Genomic DNA, 18,672 nt, shown 5'->3' with positions numbered 1-18,672 from the left:
GCGGGGTCAGCTCCGCGGGCGCAGCCGCAGGCCCTGCACGCCCCCGTCGACGGCGAGCGACGCGCCGGTGGTGGCCGAGGCCAGCGGGCTGGCGAGGTACGCGACGGCGTGCGCGATCTCCTCGGGGGTGACCAGGCGGCCCATCGGCTGGCGCTGCACCAGCGCGGCCCGCTCGGCCTCCGGGTCGGGGGCCGAGGCGAGCAGCCGGCCGATCCACGGGGTGTCCGCCGTGCCGGGGTTGACGCAGTTGACCCGGATGCCCTCCTGGAGGTGGTCGGCCGCCATGGCCAGCGTCAGCGACAGGACCGCGCCCTTGCTCGCGCTGTACAGGGCCCGGCTCGGCAGCCCCGCTGTCGCGACGATGGAGCAGGTGTTCACGATCGCCGCGTGCCGCGACTCCCGCAGGTACGGCAGGGCCGCCCGGGAGACCCGCACCATCCCGAGGACGTTGACGTCCAGGACGCGCAGCCACTCCTCGTCCGGGTTGTCGGACACGGTCCCGGAGGCGCCCACGCCCGCGTTGTTGATCAGGATGTCGAGCCCGCCGAGCCGCTCCGCGGCGGCCGTGACCGCCTCCCGCACCGAGGCGTCGTCGGTGACGTCGGCCTTGAGCCCGAGGAACGGCTCCCCGGGCGGGTTGAGGTCGAGGCAGGCGACCCGCGCCCCGCGCTCGGCCAGCAGCGTGGCCGTGGCGAGGCCGATGCCGGAGCCGCCCCCGGTCACCAGTGCGGTCAGGCCCTCGAATTCCGCGCTCATCCCAGTCCTCCGTGTCGTCGGGTCCCGCTCGTCATGACGATGCCCAGACCGGGCCGTCGGGATAGGAGTACTCCCGGATCGACTCGGGCCGCATCGTCGAGCTGAACCCCGGCGCGAGCGGCGCCCGGTACGCCCCCCTGTCGATCACGACCGGGTCCACGAAGTGCTCGTGGAGGTGGTCGACGTACTCGATGACCCGGTCGTCCGTGGAGCCGCTGACCGCCACGTAGTCGAACATGGCCAGGTGCTGCACCAGCTCGCACAGGCCGACGCCGCCGGCGTGCGGGCACACCGGCACGCCGAACTTGGCGGCCAGCAGCAGGATCGCGATGTTCTCGTTGACCCCGCCGACCCGGGCGGCGTCGAGCTGGAGGTAGGACAGCGCGCCCGCCTGGAGGAGCTGCTTGAAGACCACCCGGTTCTGCACGTGCTCGCCGGTCGCGACCCGCAGCGGCGCGATGCCGCGGGCGATGGCGGCGTGGCCCAGGACGTCGTCGGGGCTGGTCGGCTCCTCGACCCACCACGGGTCGAACTCGGCCAGTGCCCGCACCCAGGAGATCGCGGTCTCCACGTCCCAGCGCTGGTTGGCGTCGATCGCGATCCTGACGTCGTCGCCGCAGGCCTCGCGGGCGATCCGCATCCGCCTGACGTCGTCGTCGAGGTCGGCCCCCACCTTGAGCTTGATCTGGGTGAACCCGTCCTGGCACGCCTCCTTGCACAGGCGGCGCAGCTTGTCGTCGCCGTAGCCCAGCCAGCCGGGCGAGGTGGAGTAGGCGGGGTAGCCGCGCTCCCTGAGCAGGGCCGCCCGCTCGCTCCTGGACGGCTCGGCGGCCCGCAGGATCCCCAGCGCCTCGTCGGGGGTGAGCGCGTCGGTCAGGTAGCGGAAGTCGACCAGGGAGACGATCTCCTCGGGGGACAGCTCGCTCAGCAGCAGCCAGAGCGGCTTGCCCTCCTGCTTGGCCCGCAGGTCCCACAGCGCGTTGACCACCGCGGAGATCGCCATGTGCATGACGCCCTTCTCCGGGCCGAGCCAGCGCAGCTGGGAGTCGTGCGTCATCTCGCGGTACAGCGCGCCGAGGTCGTCGGTCGTCCGGCCCAGCACGTACGGCTCCAAAGCCCTGATGGCGGCCGTCTGCACGTCGTTGCCGCGCCCGATGGTGAACGCGAACCCGTGGCCCTCGTGCTCGCCGGCCCGCAGCACGACGTACGCCGCCGAGTAGTCGGGGTCGGGGTTCATCGCGTCGGAGCCGTCGAGCTCGAGGGAGGTCGGGAAGCGGATGTCGTGCGTCTCGATGGCGGTGATCGGCGCCGAGGTGAGAGTCGTCATCGTCACGCCTGCCCGAGCGTCTGGCGCTGCCGGCCGAGACCGTCGATCTCCAGCTCGACGACGTCGCCTGCCCGCAGGTACGGCTGGCCGGGCATGCCCATGGCGACGCCGGCCGGGGTGCCGGTGTTCACCACGTCTCCGGGCTCCAGGACCATGAACTGGCTCAGGTACCGGACGATCTCGGCGACGCCGAAGATCATCTCCTTGGTGTCGCCGTCCTGGCGCCGCTCGCCGTTCACCCAGAGTCGCAGGCCGAGGCTCTGCGGGTCGGGGACCTCGTCGGCCGTCACCAGCCAGGGGCCGAGCGGATTGAACGTCTCACACGACTTGCCCTTGTCCCACTGACCGCCGCGCTCCAGCTGGAACTCCCGCTCGGAGACGTCGTTGGAGATCGTGTACCCGGCCACGACGCGCAGCGCGTCCTCCCTCGATTCGAGGTATCGGGCCGTCTTCCCGATCACGATCGCGAGCTCGACCTCGTAGTCGGTCTTCACGCTCCGTCGCGGGATCAGCACCTCGTCGAAAGGTCCTATCACTGTGTCGGGCGCCTTCATGAAGACCACCGGCTCGGCCGGAATGTCCGCGCCAGACTCCGCCGCGTGGTCACGGTAGTTGAGCCCGATGCACACCACCTTGCCCGGCCGGACGACCGGCGCCCCCACCCGCAGCCCGTCCGCGTCCAGGACCGGCAGGTCGCCGTCCTCCAGAGCGGCGCGAACCCGCTCGATCCCGCCGCCGGACAGGAACCGCCCGTCGATGTCGGCCCCGCCGAGGACGGCGGTCAGATCGCGCGGGCGCCCGTCGGCGTCCAGCACCGCCGGACGCTCGGCGCCCCTCGCGCCCACCCGTAGAAGCTTCACCAGGCCCCCCTACCATACATCGGATGTTTCCAAGGAGAAGGGAACAGGGGATGGGCCACAGATGTCAAGTGCGCGATCACGTGGGACGACCGCCGGCGATCCGGGCGTGAGAGCTTGCTCACCGGAGGGCCGCTTGACGCGTCCCCGGCGTCGTAATAGAACACGTTTCAGTGAGGGTGCGTACCAAGCGCTTGATCGCCGCTTCGGCGACGCCGGCGCGGGCGAGGAGATCGTCCCACTGCACAAGGGCGGCGAAACCCGATTAGGTGGTCCCATGGAAATCAATCTGGTCGACCAGGACCGGTACGCGCGGCAGGGGGTCCCCCACGACCAGCTGCGCTGGCTGAGGGAGAACGCGCCGGTCTTCTGGCACGAGGGCGACGCCGAGCGCGGCTGGCCCGGGTTCTGGGCGGTCACCAAGCACGAGGACGTGGTCCACGTCTCGCGCCGCTCGGACCTGTTCTCCTCGGCCCGCCGGCTGGCCCTGTTCAACGAGATGCCCGAGGAGCAGCGCGAGCTCCAGCGCCTGATGATGCTCAACCAGGACCCGCCGGACCACACCCGGCGGCGGTCGCTCGTCAACCGCGGCTTCACCCCGCGGGTGATCGGCCGGCTGGAGGACCACATCCGCGACATCTGCCACCGGCTCGTCGACGAGGTCGAGCGCAAGAGCGAGGTCGACTTCGTGCGCGACATCGCCGCCCCGCTGCCGCTCTACGTGATCTGTGAGCTGCTCGGCGCCCCGCCGGAGGACAGGGACAAGCTGTTCGAATGGTCCAACCGCATGATCGGCAGCGAGGACCCCGACTACGCCAGCAGCCCGGAGGAGGGCCAGGCTGCCGCGGCCGAGGTCTACGCGTACGCGAACGCGCTCGCGGCGGCCCGCAGGCAGGCCCCGAGGGACGACATCGTGACCCGGCTCCTCCAGCCGGGCGACGGCGGCGAGGTGCTGAGCGAGGACGAGTTCGACCTGTTCGTGCTGCTGCTGGTGGTGGCCGGCAACGAGACCACGCGGAACGCGGCGTCGGGCGGCATGCTGACGCTGTTCGAGCATCCCGCGCAGTGGGACCGCCTGGTGGCCGACCCGTCGCTCGCGCGCACCGCGGCCGACGAGATCGTCCGGTGGGTCTCGCCCGTGAACCTCTTCCGCCGCACGGCCACGGCGGACACGGAGATCCGCGGCCAGAGGATCGGCGAGGGCGACAAGGTCGTGGTCTTCTACGCCTCGGCCAACCGGGACGCCGACGTGTTCGCCGACCCGGACGTCTTCGACGTGGGCCGCGACCCCAACCCGCAGATCGGCTTCGGCGGCGGGGGCGCCCACTTCTGCCTCGGCAACCACCTGGCCAAGCTGGAGCTTCGGGTGCTCTACGAGGTGCTCGCCCAGCGGCTGCCGGAGATCCGCCAGACGGGCGAGGCGAGGCGCCTGCGCTCCAACTTCATCAACGGGATCAAGACGCTGCCCGTCTCCCTGAAGGGCAGGTAGCCCGCGAGCGCTCGGGGCGCGGCCTCACTCGCGCGCCCCGGGCCCTCCTAGGGCCAGGAGGAGTCCTGCCCGGGGTCGCCCCCGCCGGCGAGGAGGCGCAGGTCGGACTCGACCATGGTGGCGACCAGCTCCTCGAACGACACGGTGGGCTCCCAGCCGAGCTGCGTGCGCGCCTTCTTGGGGTCGGCGCACAGCAGGTCGACCTCGGCGGGGCGGTGCAGCTCGGGGTCGCACACGACGTACCGCTCCCAGTCGAGCCCGGCGGCGCCGAAGGCGGCCTCGACGAGCTCGCGGACCGAGTGCGTGCGGCCGGTGCCGATCACGTAGTCCTCGGGCTCCGCGGCGGTCAGCATCAGGTGCATGGCGCGGACGAAGTCACCCGCGAAGCCCCAGTCGCGGCGCGCCTCCAGGTTGCCGAGCCGCAGCTCGCCGGCCATCCCGAGCTTGATCCGCGCGACGCCGAGGGACACCTTCCTGGTCACGAACTCGGCTCCCCGCCGGGGCGACTCGTGGTTGAACAGGATCCCCGACACGGCGAACATGCCGTACGACTCGCGGTAGTTCTGCGTCAGGAAGTGGCCGTACGCCTTGGCCACGCCGTACGGCGAGCGAGGGTGGAACGGGGTGCGCTCGGTCTGCGGGGTCTCCCTGACCTGCCCGAACATCTCGGACGACGAGGCCTGGTAGAAGCGGATCTGCCCGGCCGCCGAGCCGCGTGAGGCGGTGATGCCGGAGCAGACGCGGATGGCCTCCAGCATGCGCAGCACGCCCATGCCGGTCACCTCCGCGGTCAGCTCGGCCTGCTCCCACGACATCGGGACGAACGAGATGGCGCCCAGGTTGTAGACCTCGTCGGGCTGCACCTTCTCGACGGCCGAGATCAGCGAGCCCTGGTCGAGGAGGTCGCCGCGGACGAGCCGGACGTCCTGGAGCAGCTTGCGCACGCGCGGCACCCGGGGGTTGGCCTGCCCGCGGACCAGGCCCCAGACCTCGTAGCCCTCGCTCAGCAGATGCTCGGCGAGATAGGAGCCGTCCTGACCGGTGATGCCGGTGAGCAGCGCGCGCTTGGCCAACGGGGTCCTCCTCGTCGCGACCGGTCCCATCGCGAATGGTCTATGAGAGGCGAATGTACCGCCATGCCCGTCTCGCGGTGCCATCCAGCCGGGGAAATGGAGTAGAACGTGTTACACCGAATCTCGTTCAGGTAAGCTAACCGCGCAGTTCCGGCATGGTGCGTGCACAGCGAGAGACCAATTCCACCTGACCTGTCCAATCTAAGGTCAAATGGTAGGGTTCAGTGGCAGCAGCCCCGAGGGGGCACGGCGGAAAGGGGTGCCTCTTGGCGGAGAGGCTGCGAGTCGCGCTGCTGTCCTACCGCAGCAAGCCCACGTGCGGCGGCCAGGGGGTGTACCTGCGCCACATCAGCCGCGAGCTCGTCGCGCTGGGCCACCACGTCGAGGTCTTCTCGGGCCAGCCGTACCCGGAGCTGGACGAGGGCGTCGTCCTCAACAAGGTCCCGAGCCTGGACCTGTACAACGACGACGACCCCTTCCGAACCCCGCGGCTGGGCGAGTACCGCGACTGGATCGACCTCCTGGAGGTCGGCACGATGTGGACGGCCGGCTTCCCCGAGCCGCTCACGTTCAGCCTGCGGGCCTACCGGGAGCTCAAGAAGCGGCGGGGCGACTTCGACGTCGTCCAGGACAACCAGACCCTCGGGTACGGCGTGCTCGGCATCCAGCGGCACTTCCCGGTGGTCGGCACGATCCACCACCCCATCAGCGTCGACCGGCGGATCGAGCTGAAGGCGGCCAAGGGCTGGAAGAAGCTGTCGATGCGCCGCTGGTACGGGTTCGTGCGCATGCAGAGCCACGTCGCGCCGCGCCTGAGCCCGATCCTCACCGTCAGCGAGTCGTCCCTGGCCGACATCCACCGCGACTTCGGCGTCCCGCAGTCGAACATGCGGCTGATCCCGCTCGGCGTGGACACCCGGTTCTTCCACCCGCGCCCGCACCTGCCGAAGCGCCCGGGCTCGATCGTGGCCGTGGCCAGCGCGGACTCGCCGATGAAGGGCGTCGCCACGCTGCTGCGGGCGGTCGCCAAGCTCGCCACCGAGCGCGAGGTCGACCTGACCGTGGTGAGCAAACCCACGCCGGGCGGCCCCACCGAGAAGCTCGTCGCCGAGCTGTCCCTGCACGACAGGGTGCGCTTCGTCCACGGCATCTCCGACGAGGAGCTCGCCGAGCTGATCGCCACCTCCGAGGTGTCGGTCGTCCCCTCGCTCTACGAGGGCTTCTCGCTCCCCGCCGTGGAGCACATGGCGTGCGGCACCCCGCTCGTCGCGTCCCGCACGGGCGCGCTGCCCGAGGTCGTGGGCGACGCCGCCGTCCAGGTGACGCCGGGCGACCCCGAGGAGCTGGCCGCGGTCCTGCGCCGCCTGCTCGACTCCCCCGAGGAGCGCGCCGCCGTCGGCCGCAGAGGCTACGACCGCGTGATGGAGCGCTACGCCTGGCCGGTGGTCGCGCAACGGACCGTCGAGGCGTACCGCGAGGCGATCGCGGCCCGGACGGCCTCCGGCCGGTGAGCTCCCCCGCGCCGCACGGCCTCCGGCCGGTGAGCTCCTCGACGTCGTACGGCGGGAGCCGGGCCGATCTCCCGGGGCAGCACGCCCGGCGAGGCATGACTGTCGAAGATCACGAAAGGTGGGGCGTGTGCTGACCGTCGACTTCACCCGGCTGCCCGTCGGCCCGGGCGACCGCGTTCTCGACCTCGGCGCCGGCGGGGGCAGGCATGCCTTCGAGGTGCTGCGCCGGGGCGCCGACGTGGTCGCCTTCGACATGGACGCCGCCGAGCTCGAGGCCGTGGCCGCCATGTTCGCGGCCATGGACAAGGAGGGCGAGATCCCGGCGGGCGCGACCGGGGAGACGGTCGTCGGCGACGCGCTGCACATGCCCTTCCCGGACGCGTCGTTCGACCGGGTCATCGCCGCCGAGGTGCTGGAGCACATCCCCGACGACACCACCGCGATGCGGGAGATCGTCCGAGTGCTCAAGCCGGGCGGCCTGGCCGCGATCACCGTGCCGAGCTTCCTGCCGGAGCGCATCTGCTGGGCCCTGTCGGAGGACTACCACACGGCCCCCGGCGGACATATCCGGATTTATACGTTGGCGGAGCTCCAGGCCAAGCTGAAGGCCTCCGGGCTCGAGGTGGGAGACCACCACCACGCCCACGGCCTGCACTCGCCGTACTGGTGGATCAAGTGCGCGGTGGGCGTGAACAACGACGGCCACCCGCTGGCCAAGGCCTACCACGAGCTGCTCGTGTGGGACATCATGAAGCGGCCCCTGGCCACCCGGCTCGCGGAGACCGTGCTCAACCCGCTGATCGGCAAGAGTGTGGTGGTCTACGTCCGGAAGCCCGCATGAGGCGCCTTCCGGCCGTTCCGGGGATCATCACGGCCGAGCAGGTGCTGCGGACCGCCGAGAGCATCGCCGCCGTCCAGGAGGACGACGGCGGCGTCCCCTGGCCAGAGGGCCACGTGGACGCGTGGAACCACGTCGAGTGCCTGATGGCGATGACCGTGGCCGGCCTGCGCGACGAGGCGCGCCGCGGGTACGAGTGGCTGGCCCGGCACCAGCGTCCGGACGGCTCCTGGCCCATGAAGATGGCCGGCGGCGAGCCGGTCGAGGCCGGCGGCGAGTCCAACCACGCGGCCTACGTCGCCGTCGGCGTGTGGCACGACCTGCTCGTGACCGGTGACGAGGACTTCGCCCGCGCGATGTGGCCCGTCGTGTCCCGGGCCCTCGACTTCGTCGTCGGGCTGCAGACGACCCGCGGCGAGATCCTCTGGGAGCGCGCCGCCTCCGGCGAGCCCGCCTCCTACGCCCTGCTCACCGGCTCCTCCTCCATCCACCAGGGGCTGCGCTGCGGGGTGCTGCTCGCCGAACGGCTCGGCGACCCCCAGCCCGACTGGGAGCTCGCCGCCGACCGCCTCGGGCACGTGCTCGTCGCCCACCCGGAGGCGTTCGCGGACAAGAGCCGGTTCTCGATGGACTGGTACTACCCCGTCCTCGGCGGCGCCGTACGGGGACCGCGGGCGGCCCAGCGGCTCGACCTGGAGTGGGACGTGTTCGTGGTCCCCGGGCTCGGGGTGCGCTGCGTCTCCGACCAGCCGTGGGTGACCGGCGCCGAGTCGTGCGAGCTCGTCCTCGCCCTCGACGCCGCCGGTCGGCGCAAGCGCGCGCTCGCCGTCTACGCCGACATGCAGCACCTGCGGCACGAGGACGGCTCCTACTGGACCGGGTGGCAGTTCGTGAACCGCCGGCACTTCCCCCACGAGCGGTCGGCGTACACGGCCGCCGCCGTGGTCCTCGCGGCCGACGCCCTCGCCCGGGCCACGCCCGGCTCGGGCGTGTTCCGCGACGCGACGGCCCAGGAGGTCCGCGTAACCGGCGACTGCGGCTGCGAGCGCGCCCACGCCTGACCCCGCCGCCTGCCGGGACCGCCGCCGCGTGACAGAGCCGCCGTCCGGGAGAGCCACGCGGGACCGCCGCTCGCCGGCCCGGTGTCGTTGACCGTTACCTTGATCGTGCCGCCGGCGGGCACGTTGTATCCGCCGAGGTCGGCCCAGGCGTTGGTGAGCGCGGCCTGGCTCACCCGGACGAGCAGGCCGTACCCGCCGCTGGGGCCGGAGACCGCGACCGCGTACCCCGCCTGGGGGTTGCTGGCGTAGTTGTCCGGGACGAACGCGCGGACCCGCACGCAGCCGCCCGTCCGCGGCAGACCGCTCGGGGAGTACGTCGCGGTCGAGACGGACGTCGTCCCGCCCGCGTTGGTCCAGCGCTCGTTGCCGCGCAGCCCGTGGCCCGTCCGCCGGTACCAGCCGTGGTCGTCGCCGTCGCCGGTCGTCAGCCCGGCGAGGGCGAGGTCCGGGCCGCCGGGGTCGACGACCGTGGACATGCGCGCCGCGTTCGAGCACGAGGCGGGCGTGAACTTCACGGCGTCCGCCGCGACGTAGGCGCCCGTAGGGTTCTGGTCGGTGATCGTCACGGTCATCCGGCCGCTCGCGTCGCTCTGGAACACCCCGAGCGGGGCGAACGCGTTGGTGGCGCCGTTCTGGTCGACGTCCGCGAGCGTGGGCGTCGAGAATGCCGAGTCGGTCACCGTGTAGAGCGCGGCCGGGGAGTTGCTGTAGTTGTCGGGGACGAACGCTTCGACGAGGTAGCACCCGACCGGCAGCACCGGCCGGTACGTCGCCGTCGACACCGCGGTGACGCCGTTGGTGTGGGTGTAGCGCTCGTTGCCGCGCAGCTCGTGGTTCGCCTGGGCGTACCAGACGTCGGCGGTGCCGAACCCGGGCGTGCCGGCGTCCATCACCAGCGCCGTGCGGTAGGTGCTCGCGCACGACGCCTGGGGATGAACCGCATCGCGTCGGCGGCGACCTGGTGGCTCAGGTTGGGCGGCCCCTGGTCGGTCAGCAGCACGGTGATGCGTCCCCCTCCGTCCGCCTGGAAGAGGCCGAGCCTGACGTACTCGTTGGTGTGGACGTTCTCGTCGACCGGCACGACCGATGTGCCGAACTTCTGGTCCGTGACCGTGTACAGCGCGTGACCGGAGTTGGACCAGGTGTCGGGCACGAAGGCGTCGACCTCGTAGCAGCCGCCGGGGTTGCCGAGGACCGGACTCCACGTCGCCGTCGATTCGGCGTTCCCGGTGTGGGTGTTGGTGTAGAGATGATGGCCTGCCATGCCGTGCCCGTTGCTGGTGGACCAGCCGTGGACGGTGCCCGGGTAGGCCGACCCGGCGAGCGTGAACGAGGGGCCGCCTGAGTCGCTCAGCGGGCCGTACGTGCCCAAGGGATAGGAGTCGGTCCAGGAGCTCAGCCCGGGGCTCGGGGTGGCCGCGCCGTCGCCGAGGTGGACGAAGGCGGCCGGCCAGGAGAAGTGGAAGCTCCGGTTGTACTTGTTCTCGGTGCCGCCGCCGGACCTGGTCACCACGTCGGTGCTCCACATCCCGGTCCCCAGCAGGTTGTACTGCTCGATCTGGATCGTGTCGGCGTCGAAGACGTCCGTCACGTAGGCCACGTGGCCGAACTGGCCCATGCCGTGCGCGCCGTCCTCGGCCGACGTGGGCCACACGGCGATCGCCCCCGGCTGGGGGACGCCGTCGACCGGCACCCCGTAATAGGGCGCCGCGTGCAGGCCCTGGTCCGATCTGACCCAGTCGTGCGCGTCTCCCCAGGTGCCCGCCTTGCTCGACGATCCCGCGTAGCTCACGACCGGGCTGATCGCGGCGTCGTCCGGCTTCCATCCGACGGCTGGGAGCATCTTCGGGTCGGGCCGCTGCGCGCCGCCGAGGTTCTCGTACACCTTCCACGCGGCGAACGAGTCGCACTGGCCGTAGAACTCGGTCCAGCCGTCGATCCCCTCGTTCTTGCCGAACAGGCCCATCCCGCCGTACGGGTAGTCGTCGCCAGCGAGCAGTGGTCGGCCAGGCCCGGGCAGACGGTCATGTCCTTGACCTCCCTGCTGCCGTCGCTGACGTTGTAGACGGCGGCGTACACGCCGGAGAGCCCGCCGTGGGGGGTGGCGACCGTGACGACCCGGGCGACCAGGAGCGGGGTGTCCGGGAAGGCGGCCTTGTGGTTCGCGGCGCCGGAGAACGCGATCGCCGCCCTGGTCAGCAGCCCGCCCATGCTGTGGGCCAGGATGTTCACCGGCTGACCCTTGCTGATGAACCGGTCGTGGATGTACCAGGCGAGCATGCAGGCCAGGAAGTAGGCCTGGTCCTGCGCTTAGCCGTCGCCCCCCGCGCCGTACGTCCCCGCGCAGGTCGCCTGCCCGGACCCCGAATACGCGTAGCCGCGCACCGAGTCGGTGCAGTCGCGTCCCGCGTGGTCGTCGTACGCGATCGAGCCCTTGGTCATCGAGGTGGCGGTCCAGGCGTAGTCGTAGTAGCCGACCGTGTGGACGAGCCCGGGATCGAACCCGTGGGTCGTGAGGTAGCGAGCAGCGCGATCGCCAGGACGCGTGCGACGAATCGGGGCACAGGGGCCTCCTTGAGGGCGCGGCGGGGAACGGCGACGAGCCTGGGGGTGCGCGCCCAGCATCGGGCGGGTGAAATGTCCCTCCACAGGGGTTGCCTGTTGACTGTTGAATTGGCAACATTCGCGCCATGATCGGGTCAACGCGGTGCGGGGACTTCGGCAGCGAGTTGCGTCGCCTGCGTACGGCTCGCGGACTCTCCCTCACCGCGCTCGCCCGGCAGGTCAACTACACCAAGGGCTACCTCTCGAAGATCGAGTCGGGCCGGCGGCCGCCGAACGCCGAGGTGGCGCGCCGCTGCGACGCCGCGCTGAACGCCTCGGGCCATCTCATCGGGCTCGTGAAACCGCCGGGGTCGCCGTCGCGGGACTCCGGCACGCCGCCGCGGCAGATCCCGCCCGTGGCCGCCGGCTTCGTGGGGCGGCAGGTGGAGAGCGAGCGGCTCGACAGCCTCACGGCGCTGCCCGTGACGGCCGAGACGCCTCCCGCCGTCGTGATCACCGGGCCGGCGGGCGTGGGGAAGTCCACGCTCGCGTACTGGTGGGCGCGCCGGCGCATCGACCGGTTTCCCGACGGCGTGCTCGTCGCGAACCTGCGGGGGTTCGGGCCGGCCGAGCGTCCCGCCGACCCGTCCGGCGTGCTGGAGGGACTGCTGCGCTCGCTCGGCGTGCTCCCGCACGCGATCCCGGCCTCCCTCGACGAGCGCGCGGCCGCCCTGCGCACGGCGCTGTCCGGCCGCCGCATGCTGATCGTCCTCGACGACGCGGCCGGCCCCGAGCAGGTGCGCCCGCTGCTGACCGGCTCGCCCCTCTGCCGGACGATCGTGACCAGCCGGACCACGATGTCGGGCCTCGTGGCCAGGGACGGCGCGGTGCGCCTGCCGGTGGGCCCGCTGCCGTCCGGCGACTCCTGGGCGCTGCTGCGCTCGGCCGTGGGGGACGACAGGATCCAGGCCGGCGACGAGGCGGCCGAGCGGATCGTGCGGGCCTGCGCCGGGCTGCCCCTGGCGCTGCGGATCGCCGCGGAGCGGCTGGCCCGCCTGCCGGACTCCCAGCTCGCGGCGCTGGCCGACGAGCTGTCCGGGGGCGGGAGACGGCTCGACCTGCTGCGCGCCGACGACGACGACGCCGCGACCGTGCCGGCCGTGCTGCTCTGGTCGTACGAGCGGCTCCCCCCGGACGCGGCCCGGCTGTTCCGGCTGGTGGGGACGCTCACGACCGCCGACATCGGCGAGGCGGCCGCGGCCGCCCTGCTGGACGTGACGCGGGAGAAGGCGGGGCGGGCGCTCGGCGAGCTCGCCGGCATCCACCTGCTCGAACCGTCCGGGGGCGGCAGGTACCGCATGCACGACCTCGTCCGCGAGTTCGCGGCCGGTCTCGCCGAGGAGCGGGACTCCTCCTCCGGCCGTACGGAGGCGGTCGGCCGGCTCGCCACCTGGTACGTGCACGCGCTCGCCGCCGCCGACCGGGTCCTGATGCCCCACCGGCCCAACGCCGACCCCGGCCCCGCCCCCGCTGGGCTCGACGTGCCGGAGTTCGCCGGCCACGCCGAGGCCATGGCCTGGTGCGAGGCCGAGCGGGTGAACGTCGCGCCGGTCGTGCGGATGGCCGGCGATCACGGGCTGGACGAGCCGGCCTGGCAGCTCGCCGCCCTGGTCTCCGGCTTCTACATGCAGTCGAAGTACTGGTCCGAGTGGCGCGAGGCGACCGAGGCGGGGCTGCGCTCCGCGCGTCGCGCGGGCGACCTCGCGGGCGAGGCCCGCCTGCTCAACAGCCTCGGGGTCATCCACGGCGACCTGCGCCGGTACGAGGAGTCGCTCGAATGCTTCGAGCGGGTGGTGGACATCCGCCGCCGGCTCGGCGACCGGCGCGGGGAGGCCGCCGCTCTGACGAACGTGAGCAGCGTCAACCACCGCATGGGCCGTCCCGGACGGTCGATGAAGCTGCTGACGGCCGTGCTGGCGATCGACAGGGAGCTCGGCAACGAGTACGGCGAGGCGGTCACCCGCACCAACCTCGGCGCCGCCGCGCTCGACCTGAAGCGGTACGACGAGGCCCTCGGCCACTTCGAGACCGGGCTCGCGATCCTGCACCGGCTGGGCAACCGGTACGCCGAGGGCATGGCGCTGGACAGCATCGGGAAGCTGCACGCCGCCATGGGCGACTACGAGAAGGCCGCGCGCAGCCACCGGGCCGCGCTCGCGATCTTCCGGGAGATCGAGGACCGGCACAACGAGGCCGGCAGCCTGCACCTGCTCGGCACGGCCCTGCTCAACGCGGGCCACGGCCAGGAGGCCCGCCGGGTCCTGCGCTCGGCCCTGGCGATCTTCGAGCGGAGTGGGGCCCCCGAGGCCGAGGAGGTCCGGGCCCTGCTGTCCTGACGCCGTCGTCCTCGGTCGCGCGGAAGCCTGATCCCCAACCGTTTCGTGATCCGGCCCTTCGCGGCCGCGCGGCGACCGCCGGATTCGTCGTGTGATCCCGGTCTCATTCCGGATCCGCCCGTCACGATCGTCCGTCCGGAGGCCTCTGTACCCGTGTACCTCCCGACCCCGTTCCGAAAGGATCGATCGTGCGCAGAAACGCGTTCCGACTCCTGGGCGCCGCCGCCGTCATCGCCGCGACGGCCGTCGTCAGCACTCCCGCCGGCGCCGACACCTACATGGTGGGCAGTTGCGGGTCCGGATACTCCGTCCAGGAGGCGTTCCCCCTCAGCAGCGACACCGCCCCCGCCACCGGTTCCGGCATCATCTTCCTCTACTACAACGGCTCCACCGGCAAGAACTGCGCGATCCTGCGCCGTGACGTCGACTTCGTCGCGTCGGGAGGCATGGGCATCACGCTCCGGGTCTCCGACGGCCAGGTCGCCACCGACGCGAGCAGCACCTACCGCTCCTACGCGGGTCCTGTCTACCTGTACGGCCGGGGCCACTGCGTGAGCGTCGACGCCTGGGTGCGCGGCTTCTGGAAGGACAGCGCCTATTTGCCGCACACCGACACCGGCGGCATCGCCTGGAGCCACTGCGGCTGAGCGGTGATACCCGAGCTCACGAGATCGGCGTGAACGGCGCGGCGGTGCGGACGAGGAGGCGGAGCGAGCCGACCGCCCGCGCCTCGGTGAACGCCCCGGAGCCGAGGGCCCGCCGGTACACCCGGTAGGGGGCCTGGCCGCCGTCCGCCGGGTCGGGGTAGATGTCGTGGAACACCAGCGCCCCGCCCTCCATGAGGTGGGGCGCCCACCCCTCGTAGTCGGCCGTCACCGGCTCCTCCGAGTGCCCGCCGTCGATGAAGAGCATGGCCAGCGGCGTCGCCCAGTGGCGGGCCACGGTGGCGGACGCACCGACGACGGCGACGACCTCGTCCTCCAGCCCCGCCTCGGCGATCGTGCGCCGGAAGAACGGCAGCGAGTCCATCCTGCCGAGCCGCGGGTCCATCAGGTCGGGGTCGTGGTGCTCCCAGCCCGGCTGGATCTCCTCCGAGCCCCGGTGGTGGTCCACGGTGAACACGACGGACCCCGTCCGCCGGGCCGCCGCCCCCAGGTAGACGGCAGACTTGCCGCAGTAGGTGCCGATCTCGCAGATGGGCCCGCGGGGGCCGTACTCGCAGGCGATCTCGAACAGCGCCGCGCCCTCGCCGGGCGGCATGAAGCCCCTGGCCCGCTCGGCGTGGCGGCGGAGGTCCTCCGGCATCTCCGGCATCGTGGCGGCCAAACGATCATCCCTCCGTACGGCGTGTGGTGGAACCCTACCGACCCCGGACGGACCCGGCGAAACGACCCGAACAACATTCCGCCAGCCCCTTGTCGCCCCTTGTGGAACGTGTTCTACTTCACTTCGTGAACCAGCGAGCCCGCATCGCGATGACCGACGACGAGATCGCCGCCTTCCTGCGGGACGCCCGCAAGCTCCAGCTCGCCACGATCAACCCCGACGGCACGCCGCACCTGGTCACGATGTTCTACGGCCTCACCGACGGAAGGCTCACCTTCTGGACGTACGGCAAGGCCCAGAAGACCCGCAACATCGAGCGGGACCCGAGGGTGAGCTGCCTGGTCGAGACCGGCGAGGACTACGCCGAGCTGCGCGGCGTGCTGGTGTACGGCAAGGCCCGGCTCATCGACGACCCGGGGGCCGTCCTGGAGATCGGGCTGGACATCACCGCGCGCATGACGGGCGCCGGCGAGGCCGCCGCCGCGGACGAGGCCTTCCGCGGCTACGTCGAGCACACCGCCCGCAAACGGGTCGCGTTCGTGGTCGAGCCGGACCGCGTCGTCTCCTGGGACCACGCCAAGCTGGCCGGCGATAGCGTGGGGCGACAGCGGTCTCAGGCGTGAGACCGCGAGCCGCCGAAGAGGAGGACTGCGCCGTGAAGGTCAAGGTCGACTACCTGGTGTGCGAGGCGAACGCCGTGTGCATGGGGCTGGCACCGGAGGTCTTCGAGGTCGACGACGACGACCAGCTCCACGTCCTCATGCCGGAGCCGCCGGCCGAGCTGCTCGACCGCGTGCGCCACGCCGTGCGCTCCTGCCCCAAGGCCGCCCTGTCCCTCGAGGACGAGTGACCCCGATCAGTTCAGAACCATGACACTCGACGACGAGTAACCCCCCGGGAGGTCCCATGCGCGGCGCGCTCTTGCACGCGGTCGGCGACGACAAGCTCGACATCCGTGACGACTTCACCCTCGCCCCCATGGGGCCGGGCGACGTGCGGGTGCGGATCAAGGCGACCGGCGTCTGCCATTCCGACCTCTCGGTGCTCACCGGGGTCCTGCCGATGCCGCTGCCGGTGATCCCCGGCCACGAGGGCGCGGGCGAGGTCGTCGAGGTCGGCGACAACGTCACCACCGTCCAGCCGGGCGACCACGTCATCATCAACTGGACACCCGCCTGCGGCGAGTGCTTCCACTGCACGGTCGGCCAGCCCAACCTCTGCATGACGTACGTCATGAAGAGCTTCGCTGAGGCCCGCTTCCGGTACGGCGGCGAGACCCCGGCGTTCGGCATGGCGGGCTGCGGCACGTGGGCCGAGGAGATCGTCGTCCCCTGGCAGGGCGCCATCAAGGTCGACCCCGAGGTCTCCTACGAGGCGGCCGCCCTGATCGGCTGCGGCATCACCACGGGCGTCGGGGCCGTGCTCAACACCGCGAAGGTGCGGCCCGGGTCCACGGTCGCCGTCGTCGGCTGCGGCGGCGTCGGCCTGTCGGTCATCCAGGGCGCCCGGGTCTCCGGAGCCACCACGATCCTCGCGATCGACCCGCTGGAGTCCAAGCACGCGCTGGCCAAGAAGGTGGGCGCCACCCATGCCTGCACCCCCGACCAGCTCATGGACGCCATCGGCACCCTCACCGGCGGGCAGGGCTTCGACTACGGCTTCGAGGTGGTCGGGAAGTCGGCCGCCATCATGACGGCCTGGCAGGCGACCCGGCGCGGCGGCGACGTCATCGTGGTCGGGGCCGGCGCGATGGACGACCAGGTGCCGTTCAACGCCTTCAGCCTGCTGTTCGAGGGCAAGAACCTGCTCAGCTCCCTGTACGGCGGGGCCGACGTGCGCCGGGACTTCCCGCTGTTCGCCAACCTGTACAAGGCGGGCAAGCTCGACCTGGACAGCATGATCAGCTCGCGGATCAGGATCGGCGACCTGAACGACGCGGTCGCCGCCCTGAGGAGCGGCGAGGTCCTGCGGCAGATCGTCGTCTTCGACTGATCCCCGTCCCCGGGCCTACCTCGTCTCCCGGGCCCGCGGACGACGTGCTCCGCGGGCCCGTGCGAGATCTCCCGCGAGGGCCGGATATCGGCCGGCCCGCCGGGTAACCGAACGGGTACATGCAGACCTTCCTGCCGTACCCGGACTTCTCCGCCACGGCGCGCGTCCTCGACCCGCGCCGCCTGGGCAAGCAGCGCGTCGAGACGATCCAGGTGCTGCGCTCCCTGTCCGTCCCGGGGTACGGCTGGCGGCACCATCCGGCGGCGCGGATGTGGAGGGGCTACGAGGAGGCGCTGGTCCGGTACGGCCTGGAGATCTGCGCCGTGTGGTGCGCCATGGGCCGGGCCGACACCTGCGCGGACACGCTGACCCGCGAGCTCCTCGGCGTCCGGGGGGTCGGCCGGCCGCGCGGGCAGGAGGAGCTGGCCGCGGCCGGGGAGCTGCCGCCCTGGCTCGGCGACCCCGCCCTGCACCGCAGCCACCGGTCGGCGCTCCTGCGCAAGGACCCGGACTTCTACCGGCCCTTCTTCCCGGACGACCCCGACGACCTGCCGTACGTGTGGCCGGTCTCCGACCGGCCCCGCTCCGCCATGCCTCCGGACTGACCGCCGTACGAGGTCCGGCGCTGCCATGATGGGCGGATGCGCACCCCTCGCACGCCCGCCGGCGCCTCCGGCGACGCCTCCTCCGCGCTGCCCGGCCTGGAGGCCGTGACGCGCGCGCCCCGGCGCAGGGCGGCCGGGTACGAGATCGAGGAGGAGCTGCGCGCGGCCGGGGCGGCCGTCGTCGCCGGGGCCGACGAGGTGGGCCGGGGCGCCTGGGCCGGGCCGGTCGTGGTGTGCGCGGCGGTCGCCGGACCCGGCGCGCCGCCCGAGCTGCCCGGACGCGGCGGCAGGCCGGTACGGCTGACCGACTCGAAGCTGCTCCTGCCCGCCCACCGGGAGGCGTTCGCGCAGGCGCTCCCCGGGTGGCTGGCGGCCCACGCCTTCGGCGAGTCGGGGCCGGAGGAGATCGACGAGGTGGGGATGACCGAGGCGCTGCGGCGGGCCACCCGCCGGGCGCTGGAGGCGCTGCCCCGGCGGCCCGACGTGGTCCTGCTGGACGGCGCGCACGACTTCCTCGGGTCGCCCTGGCGGGTGCGCTGCGAGATCAAGGCCGACCAGCGGTCGGTGACGGTGGCCGCCGCCTCGGTGCTGGCCAAGGTCCGGCGCGACCGTGCGATGGCCGCCCTGGAGGACGACCATCCGGCGTACGGGTTCGCCGCCAACGCGGGCTACCCCTCCCCCGTCCACCAGGAGGCCCTGGCGGAGCACGGCCCGACGCCGCACCACCGGCTGTCCTGGTCCTACCTCGACGACCTGCCCCGCTGGCGGCACCTCAGGAAGCACCGCGACCCGCTCGCCGGATCAGGCCAGATCTCCCTCCTCTGACAAGATCTCCTCCCCGGCGGCCGCCTGCCGGGCCGGACTGGACGCGCCCGGCCCGGGAGGACGTCTCAGCCC

19 protein-coding genes and 1 pseudogene are annotated in these 18,672 nt (G+C 72.3%); 12 read left to right on the top strand and 8 right to left on the bottom strand.

Going from position 1 to position 18,672, the window contains the following annotated elements; all coding sequences use genetic code 11:
* Positions 1-6 precede the first annotated feature (6 nt).
* The 3 genes from MPTA5024_RS31240 to MPTA5024_RS31230 are packed head-to-tail and all read right to left on the bottom strand — an operon-like array spanning position 7 to position 2,943.
* The gene (locus MPTA5024_RS31240; RefSeq protein ID WP_036331234.1) at positions 7-756 is read right to left on the bottom strand and encodes an SDR family NAD(P)-dependent oxidoreductase; all 750 of its coding nucleotides are present in this window, start codon (positions 754-756) and stop codon (positions 7-9) included.
* Positions 757-787: 31 nt separating this feature from the next.
* Positions 788-2,083: an L-fuconate dehydratase gene (locus tag MPTA5024_RS31235; protein ID WP_036331232.1), complete on the bottom strand. Its 1,296-nt coding sequence runs from the start codon at positions 2,081-2,083 to the stop codon at positions 788-790.
* Between the two features lie 2 nt (positions 2,084-2,085).
* Positions 2,086-2,943: a fumarylacetoacetate hydrolase family protein gene (locus MPTA5024_RS31230; protein ID WP_036331229.1), complete on the bottom strand. Its 858-nt coding sequence runs from the start codon at positions 2,941-2,943 to the stop codon at positions 2,086-2,088.
* Between the two features lie 274 nt (positions 2,944-3,217).
* On the opposite strand from MPTA5024_RS31230, the gene MPTA5024_RS31225 reads away from it, so the two are divergent.
* Entirely contained in the window at positions 3,218-4,429 is a 1,212-nt protein-coding gene (locus MPTA5024_RS31225) for a cytochrome P450 (protein ID WP_036331226.1), read from the top strand.
* A 47-nt stretch (positions 4,430-4,476) separates the two neighbouring features.
* Here MPTA5024_RS31225 and MPTA5024_RS31220 read toward each other — a convergent pair whose 3' ends face one another.
* Complete coding sequence (locus MPTA5024_RS31220) at positions 4,477-5,502, bottom strand: GDP-mannose 4,6-dehydratase (RefSeq protein WP_036331224.1); 1,026 nt, start codon at positions 5,500-5,502, stop codon at positions 4,477-4,479.
* 266 nt (positions 5,503-5,768) lie between these two features.
* Between MPTA5024_RS31220 and MPTA5024_RS31215 the strand changes: the two genes are divergently transcribed.
* From MPTA5024_RS31215 to MPTA5024_RS31205, 3 genes are all read left to right on the top strand, one after another.
* A complete protein-coding gene (locus MPTA5024_RS31215) occupies positions 5,769-7,013 on the top strand; it encodes a glycosyltransferase family 4 protein (protein ID WP_036331222.1) in 1,245 nt (414 codons plus the stop codon).
* Between the two features lie 127 nt (positions 7,014-7,140).
* Positions 7,141-7,854 carry a class I SAM-dependent methyltransferase gene (locus tag MPTA5024_RS31210; RefSeq protein WP_036331220.1) on the top strand — a complete coding sequence of 238 codons (714 nt, stop codon included), beginning with the start codon at positions 7,141-7,143 and terminating at the stop codon, positions 7,852-7,854.
* Positions 7,851-8,912, top strand: a complete 1,062-nt coding sequence (locus MPTA5024_RS31205) for a prenyltransferase (RefSeq protein WP_036331218.1) — start codon at positions 7,851-7,853, stop codon at positions 8,910-8,912. Before MPTA5024_RS31210 ends, MPTA5024_RS31205 begins: the two co-directional genes overlap by 4 nt.
* A 515-nt stretch (positions 8,913-9,427) precedes the next feature.
* Here MPTA5024_RS31205 and MPTA5024_RS44755 read toward each other — a convergent pair.
* Both MPTA5024_RS44755 and MPTA5024_RS41460 read right to left on the bottom strand, forming a co-directional pair.
* Positions 9,428-9,802: pseudogene (locus MPTA5024_RS44755) on the bottom strand (golvesin C-terminal-like domain-containing protein); the annotation flags it as partial.
* Positions 9,802-10,878, bottom strand: a complete 1,077-nt coding sequence (locus MPTA5024_RS41460; RefSeq protein WP_036331216.1) for a golvesin C-terminal-like domain-containing protein — start codon at positions 10,876-10,878, stop codon at positions 9,802-9,804. The pseudogene MPTA5024_RS44755 and the gene MPTA5024_RS41460, both read right to left, overlap by 1 nt.
* 144 nt (positions 10,879-11,022) lie before the next feature.
* Here MPTA5024_RS41460 and MPTA5024_RS44420 point away from each other — a divergent pair, with 144 nt between their 5' ends.
* Positions 11,023-11,151, top strand: coding sequence for a hypothetical protein (locus tag MPTA5024_RS44420; RefSeq protein ID WP_269750649.1), 129 nt, complete (start codon positions 11,023-11,025; stop codon positions 11,149-11,151).
* Between the two features lie 71 nt (positions 11,152-11,222).
* Here the strand turns inward: MPTA5024_RS44420 and MPTA5024_RS44415 are convergent, their stop codons facing one another.
* A complete protein-coding gene (locus MPTA5024_RS44415) occupies positions 11,223-11,354 on the bottom strand; it encodes a hypothetical protein (RefSeq protein WP_269750648.1) in 132 nt (43 codons plus the stop codon).
* Positions 11,355-11,602: 248 nt separating this feature from the next.
* Between MPTA5024_RS44415 and MPTA5024_RS31195 the strand changes: the two genes are divergently transcribed.
* Both MPTA5024_RS31195 and MPTA5024_RS31190 read left to right on the top strand, forming a co-directional pair.
* Positions 11,603-13,852 (top strand): ATP-binding protein, encoded by a 2,250-nt coding sequence (locus tag MPTA5024_RS31195; RefSeq protein ID WP_051458905.1) that lies wholly within the window; start codon positions 11,603-11,605, stop codon positions 13,850-13,852.
* Between the two features lie 188 nt (positions 13,853-14,040).
* Entirely contained in the window at positions 14,041-14,499 is a 459-nt protein-coding gene (locus tag MPTA5024_RS31190) for a hypothetical protein (RefSeq protein ID WP_036331214.1), read from the top strand.
* A gap of 16 nt (positions 14,500-14,515) precedes the next feature.
* On the opposite strand, the gene MPTA5024_RS31185 is transcribed toward MPTA5024_RS31190, so the two are convergent.
* Positions 14,516-15,157: a class I SAM-dependent methyltransferase gene (locus MPTA5024_RS31185; protein WP_084370225.1), complete on the bottom strand. Its 642-nt coding sequence runs from the start codon at positions 15,155-15,157 to the stop codon at positions 14,516-14,518.
* 146 nt (positions 15,158-15,303) lie between these two features.
* Here MPTA5024_RS31185 and MPTA5024_RS31180 point away from each other — a divergent pair, with 146 nt between their 5' ends.
* The 5 genes from MPTA5024_RS31180 to MPTA5024_RS31160 all read left to right on the top strand — a co-directional run bounded on the left by MPTA5024_RS31180 (position 15,304) and on the right by MPTA5024_RS31160 (position 18,600).
* The gene (locus MPTA5024_RS31180) at positions 15,304-15,801 is read left to right on the top strand and encodes a pyridoxamine 5'-phosphate oxidase family protein (RefSeq protein WP_036331211.1); all 498 of its coding nucleotides are present in this window, start codon (positions 15,304-15,306) and stop codon (positions 15,799-15,801) included.
* Between the two features lie 32 nt (positions 15,802-15,833).
* Positions 15,834-16,028, top strand: coding sequence for a ferredoxin (locus MPTA5024_RS31175; protein ID WP_036331209.1), 195 nt, complete (start codon positions 15,834-15,836; stop codon positions 16,026-16,028).
* Positions 16,029-16,084: 56 nt separating this feature from the next.
* Positions 16,085-17,170, top strand: a complete 1,086-nt coding sequence (locus MPTA5024_RS31170; protein WP_036331207.1) for an alcohol dehydrogenase catalytic domain-containing protein — start codon at positions 16,085-16,087, stop codon at positions 17,168-17,170.
* Positions 17,171-17,289: 119 nt separating this feature from the next.
* Positions 17,290-17,775: an MSMEG_6728 family protein gene (locus MPTA5024_RS31165; RefSeq protein ID WP_036331206.1), complete on the top strand. Its 486-nt coding sequence runs from the start codon at positions 17,290-17,292 to the stop codon at positions 17,773-17,775.
* Positions 17,776-17,811: 36 nt separating this feature from the next.
* Positions 17,812-18,600: a ribonuclease HII gene (locus MPTA5024_RS31160; protein WP_084370157.1), complete on the top strand. Its 789-nt coding sequence runs from the start codon at positions 17,812-17,814 to the stop codon at positions 18,598-18,600.
* The last annotated feature ends 72 nt before the right edge of the window (positions 18,601-18,672 follow it).

Source organism: Microbispora sp. ATCC PTA-5024 (assembly GCF_000511135.2).
In the GTDB taxonomy this organism is placed as follows: domain Bacteria; phylum Actinomycetota; class Actinomycetes; order Streptosporangiales; family Streptosporangiaceae; genus Microbispora; species Microbispora corallina.
This window is presented reverse-complemented; position numbering and strand designations above follow the sequence as displayed.

Excerpts from the sequence above, each read along its gene's own strand:
- MPTA5024_RS31185 (WP_084370225.1), bottom strand. The coding sequence starts at position 15,157 with ATGCCGGAGGACCTCCGCCGCCACGCCGAGCGGGCCAGGGGCTTCATG.
- MPTA5024_RS31205 (WP_036331218.1), top strand. The coding sequence starts at position 7,851 with ATGAGGCGCCTTCCGGCCGTTCCGGGGATCATCACGGCCGAGCAGGTG.
- MPTA5024_RS31195 (WP_051458905.1), top strand. The coding sequence starts at position 11,603 with ATGATCGGGTCAACGCGGTGCGGGGACTTCGGCAGCGAGTTGCGTCGC.
- MPTA5024_RS31225 (WP_036331226.1), top strand. The coding sequence starts at position 3,218 with ATGGAAATCAATCTGGTCGACCAGGACCGGTACGCGCGGCAGGGGGTC.
- MPTA5024_RS31235 (WP_036331232.1), bottom strand. The coding sequence starts at position 2,083 with ATGACGACTCTCACCTCGGCGCCGATCACCGCCATCGAGACGCACGAC.
- MPTA5024_RS31170 (WP_036331207.1), top strand. The coding sequence starts at position 16,085 with ATGCGCGGCGCGCTCTTGCACGCGGTCGGCGACGACAAGCTCGACATC.
- MPTA5024_RS31160 (WP_084370157.1), top strand. The coding sequence starts at position 17,812 with ATGCGCACCCCTCGCACGCCCGCCGGCGCCTCCGGCGACGCCTCCTCC.
- MPTA5024_RS31165 (WP_036331206.1), top strand. The coding sequence starts at position 17,290 with ATGCAGACCTTCCTGCCGTACCCGGACTTCTCCGCCACGGCGCGCGTC.
- MPTA5024_RS41460 (WP_036331216.1), bottom strand. The coding sequence starts at position 10,878 with ATGGGCCTGTTCGGCAAGAACGAGGGGATCGACGGCTGGACCGAGTTC.
- MPTA5024_RS44415 (WP_269750648.1), bottom strand. The coding sequence starts at position 11,354 with ATGACCAAGGGCTCGATCGCGTACGACGACCACGCGGGACGCGACTGC.
- MPTA5024_RS31240 (WP_036331234.1), bottom strand. The coding sequence starts at position 756 with ATGAGCGCGGAATTCGAGGGCCTGACCGCACTGGTGACCGGGGGCGGC.